General features: G+C 67.7%; 9 protein-coding genes. 4 read left to right on the top strand and 5 right to left on the bottom strand.

Going from position 1 to position 11,308, the window contains the following annotated elements; translation table 11 throughout:
• Positions 1 to 124 precede the first annotated feature (124 nt).
• Complete coding sequence (locus ACFTSF_RS17950; RefSeq protein ID WP_380154787.1) at positions 125 to 628, bottom strand: MaoC family dehydratase; 504 nt, start codon at positions 626 to 628, stop codon at positions 125 to 127.
• Between the two features lie 109 nt (positions 629 to 737).
• Entirely contained in the window at positions 738 to 1,286 is a 549-nt protein-coding gene (locus ACFTSF_RS17945; RefSeq protein ID WP_344152041.1) for a general stress protein, read from the bottom strand.
• A 76-nt stretch (positions 1,287 to 1,362) separates the two neighbouring features.
• Here ACFTSF_RS17945 and ACFTSF_RS17940 point away from each other — a divergent pair, with 76 nt between their 5' ends.
• Both ACFTSF_RS17940 and ACFTSF_RS17935 read left to right on the top strand, forming a co-directional pair.
• Positions 1,363 to 2,472: a magnesium and cobalt transport protein CorA gene (locus ACFTSF_RS17940; RefSeq protein ID WP_344152038.1), complete on the top strand. Its 1,110-nt coding sequence runs from the start codon at positions 1,363 to 1,365 to the stop codon at positions 2,470 to 2,472.
• A 221-nt stretch (positions 2,473 to 2,693) separates the two neighbouring features.
• Positions 2,694 to 3,725 carry a helix-turn-helix domain-containing protein gene (locus ACFTSF_RS17935; protein WP_344152035.1) on the top strand — a complete coding sequence of 344 codons (1,032 nt, stop codon included), beginning with the start codon at positions 2,694 to 2,696 and terminating at the stop codon, positions 3,723 to 3,725.
• 88 nt (positions 3,726 to 3,813) lie between these two features.
• Here ACFTSF_RS17935 and ACFTSF_RS17930 read toward each other — a convergent pair whose 3' ends face one another.
• Positions 3,814 to 6,579 carry a tetratricopeptide repeat protein gene (locus ACFTSF_RS17930; protein ID WP_380154786.1) on the bottom strand — a complete coding sequence of 922 codons (2,766 nt, stop codon included), beginning with the start codon at positions 6,577 to 6,579 and terminating at the stop codon, positions 3,814 to 3,816.
• Between the two features lie 89 nt (positions 6,580 to 6,668).
• Between ACFTSF_RS17930 and ACFTSF_RS17925 the strand changes: the two genes are divergently transcribed.
• Complete coding sequence (locus ACFTSF_RS17925; protein ID WP_344152030.1) at positions 6,669 to 7,697, top strand: winged helix-turn-helix domain-containing protein; 1,029 nt, start codon at positions 6,669 to 6,671, stop codon at positions 7,695 to 7,697.
• Here ACFTSF_RS17925 and ACFTSF_RS17920 read toward each other — a convergent pair.
• Both ACFTSF_RS17920 and ACFTSF_RS17915 read right to left on the bottom strand, forming a co-directional pair.
• The gene (locus ACFTSF_RS17920; RefSeq protein ID WP_380154785.1) at positions 7,694 to 8,884 is read right to left on the bottom strand and encodes an acyl-CoA dehydrogenase family protein; all 1,191 of its coding nucleotides are present in this window, start codon (positions 8,882 to 8,884) and stop codon (positions 7,694 to 7,696) included. The genes ACFTSF_RS17925 and ACFTSF_RS17920 overlap by 4 nt on opposite strands.
• Before the next feature lie 110 nt (positions 8,885 to 8,994).
• On the bottom strand, positions 8,995 to 10,509 hold the full coding sequence (locus tag ACFTSF_RS17915; protein ID WP_380154784.1) for a serine/threonine-protein kinase: 1,515 nt from the start codon (positions 10,507 to 10,509) through the stop codon (positions 8,995 to 8,997).
• A 97-nt stretch (positions 10,510 to 10,606) separates the two neighbouring features.
• On the opposite strand from ACFTSF_RS17915, the gene ACFTSF_RS17910 reads away from it, so the two are divergent.
• The gene (locus ACFTSF_RS17910) at positions 10,607 to 11,263 is read left to right on the top strand and encodes a peptidylprolyl isomerase (RefSeq protein WP_380154783.1); all 657 of its coding nucleotides are present in this window, start codon (positions 10,607 to 10,609) and stop codon (positions 11,261 to 11,263) included.
• Positions 11,264 to 11,308: the final 45 nt, after the last annotated feature.

The raw sequence follows: 11,308 nt of genomic DNA, 5'->3' as shown, positions 1-11,308 counted from the left end.
AACCTCCCCTAGAGACGGAGAGCTCAATGTCAGCTCGGCCTCAGGGGCTGACAACGTGTTCGACGGCCGTGGAACGGATTTCGATTGCCGACCCCGGACCTTCGACGTCGGACGAATGGTCTGCTCAGGAAGCCGGCGTCGGGCGGCCGGGTTGTTCGCCGCCGCGGGCTTCGAGGTAGGAGTTCTTCGGGACCATCACCTTGCGGCGGAACAGGCAGACGACGGTGCCGTCCTGTTTGTAGCCCTTGGTCTCGACGTGGACGACGCCGCGGTCGTCCTTGGACTTGGACTCCCACTTGTCCAGGACGACCGTCTCGCCGTAGATGGTGTCGCCGTGGAAGGTGGGGGCGATGTGCCGGAGGGACTCGATCTCGAGGTTCGCGATCGCCTTGCCGCTGACGTCGGGGACCGACATGCCGAGCAGGATCGAGTAGATGTAGTTGCCCACCACAACGTTCTGGCCGAACTGGGTGGTCTCCGCGGCGTAGTTCGAGTCCAGGTGCAGCGGGTGGTGGTTCATGGTCAGCAGGCAGAACAGGTGGTCGTCGTACTCGGTCACTGTCTTGCCGGGCCAGTGCTTGTAGACCGCACCGACCTCGAACTCCTCGTAGCTGCGCCCGAACTGCATGCCGGTTCCTCCTGTGGGTTGGACTACCCCATGCTGGCGGATCGGACCACCGGCGGCCGTGGTCTGGCTCTCACCGGGCGGAGAGACGTGTGTCACTCCGCCCGGGCACTCAGGCCTGCGGGGGCTGCTGCTGGACCGGGGGCTGCTGCGGGACGGTGTGGTCGGGCAGTCGCGGGGTGACCTCACCCTTCAGCGCCAGCTTGGCCAGGTGGTTGCGGGCCTCTTCGGCGAACTTGAAGTCGCACAGGACGTCGTACGTCGTCGCCACCACCGCGGTGCGGGAGGTGAAGTCGCGGCGTCCGGCCGACTGGGCGTAGCTCAGGCCGCCGAAGACCAGGCCGAAGAACGCGCCCAGCACCACACCGGTGAGCAGTGCGGCCAGCCAGTTCGCATTGGTGACGGCGCCCAGCAGGATGCCCACGAACAGACCGAACCAGGCACCGCTGGCCAGACCGGTGCCCAGCGCCCGTCCCCAGGTCAGGCGGCCGGTGATCTTCTCCACCTGGCGCAGGTTGTTGCCGACGATGGTCGTGTGCTCGACCGGGAACTTCTCGTCCGAGAGGTAGTCGACAGCGCGCTGCGCCTCCCGGTAGGTGTCATACGTCCCGATCGTCAGACCGCTCGGCCGCGGGTCCATCAAGGGCATGCCTTGCGTCATCGTCGTTCCTCTCCACGTGCTTCCACCCCCATCATTGCCGACGGCTGGTTACCGCGTCTTGATAGCCTCGCCGGTGATGACCGGACGACGCTGGGACCTGGGCGCGACACGCCGGATGGGACAGCTGTTCGCCCGCCGGCAACTGGGTGACGGGCCGAGCCGTCCGGACCTGGTCGCGAGCGGCAAACTCGACGGCGCACTGGTCGACTGGGCCTTCTATCGTGACGGTCACCGCGACAAGCGGATCAACTCCTATACGGAGGCGCTCGGGCGGGCCAAGCGCGGCCAGGGGTTCGTCTGGATCGGCCTGTTCCAGCCGACCGACCACCAGCTCGCGATCATCGGTGCCGAGTTCGGGCTGCACGCGCTGGCCCTGGAGGACGCCTCGGAGGCGCACCAGCGACCGAAGCTCGAGCGGTACGACGACACTCTGTTCGCAGTGCTCAAGACAGTCAGCTATGTGCCGCATCAGGATCTGACCGCCACGAGTGAGGTGGTGGCGACCGGTGAGGTGATGGTGTTCTGCGGACCGGGCTTCGTGGTCACCGTCCGGCACGGCGAGCACAGTGAGCTGACCGGGCTCCGGCAGGACCTGGAGGCTGAGCCAGAGCGGCTGGCGGTCGGACCGGGCGTCGTACTGCATGCCATCGCGGACCATGTGGTCGACCGCTACTTGGAGGTCGCGGACGCGGTCCAGGCGGATATGGACCTGATCGAGTCCGAGATGTTCACACCGCGCGGCTGGCGCAACATCGACCGGGTCTACCAGCTCAAACGTGAGGTGCTCGAGCTGAAACGGGCAGTGGCCCCGCTGACCGGGCCGATGCGGGCTCTGTCGACACTGCGGCACCCGCTGATCGCCGACGAGACCCGGAACTACTTCCGCGACGTCGACGACCACTTGCTGCGGGTGAAGGAGCAGGTGATCTCGTTCGACGAGCTGCTCAGCTCGATCCTGCAGGCCGGGCTGGCCCAGGTGCAGGTGGCCGAGAACGAGGACATGCGGCGGATCTCGTCGTGGGTGGCGATCCTCGCCGTACCGACGATGATCGCCGGGATCTACGGGATGAACTTCGACTACATGCCGGAGCTGCGCACGAAGTACGGGTACTTCGTCGTGCTCGGCGTGATGCTGGTGGCGTGCGTCGGACTTCACCGATTGTTCAAGCGCAACCACTGGCTTTGATCAAATACGCCTAATACCACGACCGTGGCCCGTCCGGCCAGAGGTGGCAGCCTTCTGCCATGGCCGGGACTCACTGCCGGTTGGATGGATCAAACAGTTGTGCGGCGATCGAAGGGCTTGATTTACTGCGTCGCATCGCGTTCGGTCAGCAGGCCGCCACAATCTGCGACCGACGGCATCGGGGGATGTCGTGACAGTTTTGCCGCTGGGAGGGCGTTGCCGTGCTCAGAATTCACTTCACGCCGCGCGATTTGACGCGCGTGACGGTCGCGACCAGACCGGCTCCGCTGTGGGAGGTGCTGCTCAGTCTGCACATGCTGCAGCATTCCGACGGCCGGCTGATCTTCGAGGACTGGCGCCGGCACGTCCGGACGTCGGTCGCACCGGACCAGATGCGGCTGCTGCTGGAGCTCACCCCGCCGAAGGGGTACTCCCCCGACTTCCTCACCCCGGCCGAGTCCGCGCCGGACTTCGAGGCTGCGCTGGAGATCGCACTGGCCACACCACGCCAGCAGATCCGCGGCCAGCTCGACCTGCTCTCCAAGTACCGTCCCGCCTCGCCGTGGACCCGGGAGCTCGCCCAGGGCGAGCGGGGGTCGCTGCACAAGCTGGGCCGGGCGCTCCGCACGTACCACGCGGCCGCGATCGCGCCGTACTGGAAGTCGATCGGGACGCACATCTCGGCCGACCACGCCCACCGCGGTGAGGCGCTGGCCCGGCACGGTGTGGACCGGCTGCTCTCGTCCCTGCACCCGCGGGTGCGCTGGGTCGCACCGGTGCTGCAGGTGCTCGACATGAACGACCGCGACCTCTACCTCGACGGGCGTGGCATCGAGCTGCAGCCGTCGGCATTCTGCTGGCAGGTCCCGACCAAGCTGCGCGACCCGGAGCTGAAGCCGATCCTGGTGTACCCGATCCAGCACGCGCCGGGCATCCTGCGGCAGGCGTCGATGGACCAGATCACCTCCAGCGACCCGCTGGGCTCACTGCTCGGCTCGACCCGCGCGGCCGCTCTGGAGGCGGCTGTCGCGGGCTGTACGACGACCGAGCTGGCCAAGCGCTGCAAGATCTCCCCGGCCGCCGCCAGCCACCAGGCAACCGTGCTGCGCGAAGCGGGCCTGATCACCACCCGCCGAGCCGGCGCGTCGGTGCGGCACGAGATCACTCAGCTGGGCATCTGGCTGCTGTCCGGCTACGGCTCCGGCAACACCCGGCACCCGCACCCCCAATCAGTGCCCCGCCTGACCGCCTGAGGCACTCCGCAACGCCTGCCCCGCGCCGCGCGCTGGGCCGACTGGCTCCGCCCCGCCCGTCGACCCAGCGCGCCGCCGGCGCAGGCGCTCACCCGTCGTTGGCCGGTGCGGTCTGCAGGCGCTCGAGAATCCGGGCCCGGTCGTAGTGCTGGGACGGACCCTGCCGGTCCGCAGCGGCCAGCGCCTGCTGCCAGGCCGCCCGAGCCTCGTCGTACCGGCCAGCGGCCTCGTAGGCCTCGCCCAGATTGATCAAGGTCGGCACCTCGGCGGCGCCCAACTCGAGCTCCCGGCACAACCGAGCCGACTCCGCCAGCCAGCCAATCGCCTGTTCTGGGTCACCGGCACGGTGATAGGCGACTCCCGCCGTGTCGAGCGCGTAGGCGAGCCCTCGCTGGTATCCGGCCCGCCGCTGCCGCTCGACAGCCCCTAGCGCGTTGTCGATCGCCTCCTGATACTGCCCGAGGGTGACGAGCGTGTGCGCGAGGTTGTTCTGGGCGGCGCCGTAGGCACGGTCGTCGTCACTGAACTCCAGCGCCTGCCGGAGATGACGCAGCGCGGTGTCCAGATCGTCCATCCGCCGGTATGTCAGCCCGAGGTTCGTATGCAACATGCTCAGTCCGGATCGGTGCCCGACCGACTCCATCAGCTCGAGAGACCGCAGGAACTGGGCCAGAGCATCGTCGATCCGACCCAGCAGGCTGTAGCTGACAGCCAACTGGTTCCCGACCACAGCCTCCAGTAGCGGCTCGTCCACTGCCTGCGCGGAGCGCACCGCGATCTCGTGTGCGGTGAGCAAGGCCAGCGACGGCGCACGTTTCTGCTCGAGGTAGTCCCACAGCTCGCTCGCCAGAACGGCGGCCAGCCAGTGATGACCACGCTCGGCCCCCTGGACCACTCCTGCAAGCAGAGTCGCCCACTCCCTGCGGAACCACGCCAGCGCCTCGGCATCTGAGCCGAAGGTGAGTGGCCGCACGCCATCGAGCGGTTTGCGCAGCAGGTGAAACCGCAGCCGACCGCCTCGGGCCAGCTTGGCGGCTTGTGCGGTTTGAGCTAGCCAGTCGAGCAGGCGGGCCAGGGCCTGCTGGCTTTCCGACGGCTCTTCGAGACCGGCGGCGTACAGCCGCACCAAGTCATGCAGCTGGTACGACGAGGTGGACGCCTGCTCCAGGAGATTCGCCTCGACCAGTACGTCGAGCAGGTGGTCGACCTCGACCTCGTCGAGTCCGGCCAGCGCAGCTACCGCGGGTGGTTCAAAAACGGCTCCTGGATAGACACCAAGCATCCGGAACAGCCGGGCGGCATCGGACGGCAGCGCCTGGTACGACCAGGACAGCACGGCCCGGACACTGCTCAGCTCGTCATCACCGATCTCCAGTGCGCTCAAGCGATCGCCGGCATCGGCCAGTTGCTTGGTGATGTCAGCGCTCCGGCTGCGACTCGCCCGCTCCGCACCGACAACCAGGGCAAGCGGCAACCGCCCGCACAGCTCCGCGAACCCGGCCAGCTGGGCGACGTCGTACGGACGACCGGAGACCACGCGCGCCAGTAGCTCGGTGGACTCCTCTGGGCTCATCTGGCCAAGGCTGAGGCGGCGGGCGCCTTCTCGCGCGACCAGACCGCGGAGCTGGTTTCGGCTTGTCACGATGACGAATCCACCGGCGCCCGGCAGCAGCGGACGGACCTGTGCCACGTTGCGCGCGTTGTCGAGAACGAGCAGCAGCTGCTTCTCGGCGAGCAGCGTGCGCAGCAGCGCCGACCTCGCCTCGAGTGCGCCGGGGATCTGATCGTTTGGCACGCCAAGACCGAGCAGCAGCGACTGCAAGGCGTCGTGCGGCTCGACCAGACCGCCTGCGCTGTAGCCGCGCAGATTGAGGTACAGCTGGCCGTCTGGGAAGTGTGTGCGGGCGTGATGCGCCCAGTGGACCGCCAGCGCGGTCTTCCCCGCGCCTCCGGTCCCGTCGATCGCAACGATCACTGCGGACTGCTCGGACCCGCCTGCGGCGAGCACGTCGTCCAGGAACGCCAGTGCGCTGCGCCGACCGGTGAAGGTTGGCAGATCGGCCGGGAGCTGCCGCGGTATGACGTTGCGCGGTGCCTCGGTCTCTTCCGGCGCACCGGTCAGCAGCTCGGCGTACAGCGCGCGCAGCTCGGCACCTGGGTCCACACCGAGTTCGTCCGCGATGCTCAGCCGGACTGACTCGTAGAGCTCGAGTGCCTCGGCAGTGCGGCCCGCTCTCGCCAGCAGCCGAAGCAGTCGCAGCCACAGGGACTCGCGGAGCGGATTGGCCGCCGCCAGCTCACGCAGCAGGGCCAGAACCTCGCCATAGTCCCGGTCCTCGACACGTAGATCGGCTCGGCGCTCCACAGCCGCCAGATACTGCTCAACGAGTCGCGGCGCCTCGAAGTCGTCCAGCCAGCCGGACCGGGCGCCGTCGAACGGTCTGCCACCCCACAGCGCCAGCGCTGCCAGGACAGCGTCGTACTCGACTGTCGGATCGTCGGTCTGGACCGCGGAGCGCACGAGGCAGGTGAACCGGTGCACGTCGACCTGCTCGGCAGTCAGCCGCAAGCTGTAGCCGGCCGGACCGGTCGCGACCAGGTCCGCGCCGATCGCCCGGCGCAACCGCGTCATCAGCGTGTGCAGGCTCGGCCCGATATTGGCCGGTGGCTCGTCACCCCAGATCCGCTCCGCCAGCACCGGCGTACTGACCGCTTCACCCCGGGCCAGCGCCAGCACGGCCAGCAGCGCCCGGACGCGGTCACCGCCCAGCTCCACCAGACGACCGTCGATCCGCACCGACACGGCACCGAGCAGCCGGACCTCGACCGCCCCACCCCCACCACGCTCAGTCATCGGCCTCCCACTCCCAGGTGCACAAACGGTACCGCCGGGAGGGGACAGTGCGCTCGTTGACAGGGTTGTGACAGGGGCTGATCTGCACTATGAGGCGGTGTAGAAAGGGGGAGGCGGTCGCCTTGTTGCGCATTCACTTCACCGGCCAGGACATGGTGCGGACGACGCTCGCCGATGAGCCGGATCCCATGTGGGAGGTCCTGCTCAGCCTGCACCAGCTGCAGGGGCGGGACGGGATGGCCCACTACGGCACCTGGCGCGAGCGTGCGCGCCGGGTCCTGCCGCGGTCTGCCGCCGGTCTCCTCCAGTTGGCGCCTCCGCACGGCTACTCCCCCGACTTCCTGACTCCGGCCGAGCCGACCACCAGCTTCGAGAGTGGCGTCGAGCGCGTCATGTCCACCTCACCGACCCGCCTGCGGGAAGAGCTCGAACTGCTCGCAGTACGCCGACCACGGACCACGTGGACCCGAGACCTGGCGTCCGGCCGGGCCAACGCCATCCACGGACTCGGCCAGGCGCTGCGGAACTACCACCAGCAGGCGATCGCGCCGTACTGGGCCTCTATCCGGGCTCTTGTCAGGGCGGACCACCAGCAGCAGGTCGGTCACCTGTCTGGGGCCGGGGTTGAGCAGCTACTGGGTCGCCTGCACCCGTCTGTGCGCTGGAACTCACCAGTGCTGGAGATCTCTGGCTTCGCGGACCGGGACGTCTATTTGGACGGCCGGGGCCTCCGACTGCAGCCCGCGGTCTTCTGCTGGATGACTCCGACCAAACTGCACGACCCAGAACTGCAGCCAGTACTGGTCTATCCGGTGCAGCACATTCCTGGGACACTGCGGCGGATTACGACCGAGAGCCGCTCCCAACCACTGGCAGCCCTACTCGGTACGACGAGAGCGGCCGCACTGGAGGCCATTGCCGGCGGCTGCACCACGACTGTGCTGGCCGAGCGCTGCCAGATCTCCCTGGCCGGTGCGAGCCGCCAGGCCGGCATCCTGCGCGACGCCGGCCTGATCACCACCCGTCGAGCCGGTCAGGCCGTTCAGCACGACCTGACTCTGCTGGGGAAAGCTGTGCTGACCGGTGGCTTCCTGCAGGACCCGGAGCGACTCAACTAGAGCTTGTAGTCCTCGAGCAGCCGGCGGCCGATGATCATCCGCTGGATGTCAGCCGTGCCTTCACCGATCAGCAGCATCGGCGCCTCCCGGTAGAGCCGCTCGATCTCGTACTCCTTGGAGAAGCCATAGCCACCGTGGATGCGGAACGAGTCCTCCACCACCTGTGAGCAGTACTCGCTGGCCAGGTACTTCGCGACACCGGCCTCGAAGTCGTTGCGGGACCCGCTGTCCTTCTTGCGGGCCGCCTTCACCATCAGCTCGTGCGCAGCCTCGACCTTGACCGCCATGTCGGCCAGCCGGAACAGCACCGCCTGGTGATCGGCGATCTTCTTGCCGAACGTCTCCCGCTGCTGCGCGTAGGCGATGCCGAGTTCGAACGCCCGCCGCGCCACGCCACAACCGCGGGCGGCGACGTTCACGCGGCCGACCTCGACGCCGTCCATCATCTGGTAGAAGCCCTTGCCAGGAACGCCACCCAGGATCTGGTCCGCGCCGATCGAGTACCCGTCGAAGATCAGCTCGGTCGTGTCGACGCCCTTGTAGCCCATCTTCTCGATCTTGCCCGGCACCGTGAGGCCCTTGTCGACCTCACCGAACCCCGGCTCCTTCTCGATCAGGAACGTGGTCATGTTCTTGTAGACCGAGTCCTGGCCTTCATCGGTCTTGGTGAGCACCGCGACCAGGTTCGACGAGCCGCCGTTCGTCAGCCACATCTTCTGGCCGTTGATCGTGTACAGATCACCGTCGCGGACAGCCTTGGTCTTGATCGCGGCAACATCGGAGCCACAGCCCGGCTCGGACATCGAGAACGCGCCCCGTACGTCGCCGGTCGCCATCCGCGGCAAGTACTTCTGCTTCTGCTCGTCGGTCCCGTGCTGGAGCAGCATGTACGCGACGATGAAGTGCGTATTGATGATGCCGGAGACGCTCATCCAGCCGCGTGCGATCTCCTCGACACAGAGCGCGTAGGTGAGCAGCGACTCGCCCAGACCGCCGTACTCCTCGGGGATCATCAGGCCGAACAGTCCGAGCTCCTTGAGCCCCTCGACGATCTTCGTCGGGTACTCGTCCTTGTGTTCCAGTTCGGTGGCGACCGGGAGGATCTCCGACTCGACGAACGCGCGGACCGTCTTCAGGATCTCCTCCTGAATGTCGGTCAGCCCTTCCGTCTGCTGCAGTCTGCTCATTACGCCGGCTCCTCGCGTCAGTCCTTACCCGTGAGTATTGCGGCTTTCAGCATCCCGGCACAGCGCCGACACCCGCTGTGACACCGGCCACCCGTTGAGCGTCGCCTACCTCACTCGTCGCCGTCTCCGTCACCTTGAGGCATCGTGCGGTCGAGCTGAGCGAAGCCGATGTAGATCTCGGCGGTCGGCTGCCAGCGGTGCTCCCGCTGCGCGTTGACCAGGCGCTCCTTGGCGTCGTCGTAGTTGTTCCGGGCCGCGTCGACGTCACCGCGCGACAGCTGCTCGGCGGCCTGCTCCAGGTCACGCGCCGCCAGACCCGGCGCCTTGCTCTTCGGCTGGTTCTGACCGGGCCACTGCTGCTGGTTCTGACCGCTCGCGCGGACCTTGGTCGCCAGCTGCCGCAGCTGCGCGACCACGTGCGGGTACTGGTCCGGCTTCTTCGTCGGCTTCTTGGTCGGTGTCTTCGACGGCTTCTTCGTGGGCGTCGGGGTCGGTGTGGGCGTCGCAGAGGGCTTCGGCTTGGCCGACGCAGTCACCTTGTTCGCAGGTGCCGACGGCGTCCCACCGGCCTGAGCGGACGGGTCGCCCTTCACACCCTCCTGCAGCAACGCCACACCCACCGCAGCAGCCGCTACGACGGCCACCGCAGCAATCACCTGAGCGAAGGGAAACGAGCGCTTGCGACGAGCGGCTGGCTCGCTCTCATCGGGGGCGGGCTTCGACTCCTCCCAATTCCCCCCGACCACAGCTGCGGCGGCCGGCAACGGCAGCACCTGGGTGCTGTTGCTGACTGGTGGGAGCGCGATTGCTTGCGTCTGCTGGTTCGCAGTGGAGCTCAGGAGGGCGGTGACCTCAGTGGCTGAGGCTGGGCGGTCTGCGGGGTTCTTGGCGAGCAGTCGCATCACCAGGGCCGCCAGCTCCGGGGTGACGTCGTTGCGCATGATCGGCGCCGGCGGCGACTCCAGGTGCTGCCGCATGACCGTTTCCACGGTCGCTCCGGTGAAGGGCGGCGTACCGGCGAGCAGTTCGTAGAGGACGCAGCCGAGTGAGTACCAGTCGCTGGCCGGTGTGGCCGCTCCGCCGCGCACCTGCTCCGGGGACACGTACGACGCGGTGCCGAGCAGGACTCCGAGCCCGGTGGTCTCGTTACCCGCCCGCTTGGCGATACCGAAGTCGGTCATCTTCAGGGTGCCGTCCGGCGCCAGCAGCAGGTTCCCCGGCTTCACGTCGCGGTGCACGATGCCGGCCGCGTGGGCGGCGTCCAGTGCGCGTGCACCCTGGACAGCGATGTCCGCAACCAGCTTGGCGCTCGGAAGCCCCGCCGTACGCATCAGCTGGGCCAGGTCCGGTCCGGAGACCAGCTCCATCACCAGGAAGACGCGGTCGTCGGCCGCACCGACGTCGTACGTCGCGACGACGTTCGGATGCATCAGGCGGGCTGCCGCCTGCGCCTCGGCCTGGAACCGTGCCACCGCGTCCATGGGGTCGCCGTCGAGACTCCGGAGCAGTTTGACCGCCACCTGCCGGTCCAGAACGAGGTCCTCGCCCTGCCAGACCTCACCTGCGCCACCTCGACCCAACAGGGTGAGTAACCGGTAGCGCCCTGCCAGTACCTCGCCGTTCACAAACACACCTTCCGCAGCGGACCGCCTTACCTTAGGCGGCCACGGCGATCAGATCGAGTCCACGCCTGAATCCTTGCCGGAGTATTACCGTGTGCTCATGAAGCGAACGTTTGCCGCTGTGATCGCGGCCACCCTGCTAGCCACGACGTTCACCACCACCGCTTCGGCAGCATCACTTACCCGCCCGAAGCCAACTGTTCAGTGCGAATTCACCCCCACCCCGGAGAACCCGGCCGCCAAGCCGGTCCGGATCCCACGCGCCACCGCCAAGGCGCACGGCACCGTCGACGTGCTTTTCTTCACCAACTACGGCTCGTTCGTGGTCCGGATGGACCGGGCGAACGCACCGTGCGGAGTGCACAACTTCGCGCACCTGGTGCGGAGCCGGTTCTACGACTTCACCCAGTGCTTCCGGCTGACCAACTCGGCCCGCCTCGGTGTCCTGCAGTGCGGTGACATCTACCGCCAGGAGGAGGGCGGTCCGGGGTACAAGTTCGCCGACGAGGTCACCGGCAAGGAGACCTACCCGCGTGGAACCGTTGCCTACGGCAACCAGGGACCGGGGACGAACGGCAGCGAATTCTTCGTCGTGCACTCGTTCGCCAAGATCTCGCCGAACTACACCGTGCTCGGCCAGGTGATCGCCGGCATGCCGACGTTCGACCGGATGGTCAAGGCCGGTATCGCCGACCCCGACCAGGACGGCCCGCCGGTCCGCCCGATCCGGATCCACAAGGTCCTCACCCTGGGCTGATCGCTCAGGGGAGGGTAATTCGGGTACTTCCGGGGCTAGCTTGAG

Source organism: Kribbella sp. NPDC056951 (assembly GCF_042674205.1).
Lineage (GTDB): Bacteria > Actinomycetota > Actinomycetes > Propionibacteriales > Kribbellaceae > Kribbella > Kribbella yunnanensis.
The sequence above is the reverse complement of the archived record's forward strand: the minus strand, read 5'-3'. Positions and strand labels throughout refer to the sequence as shown.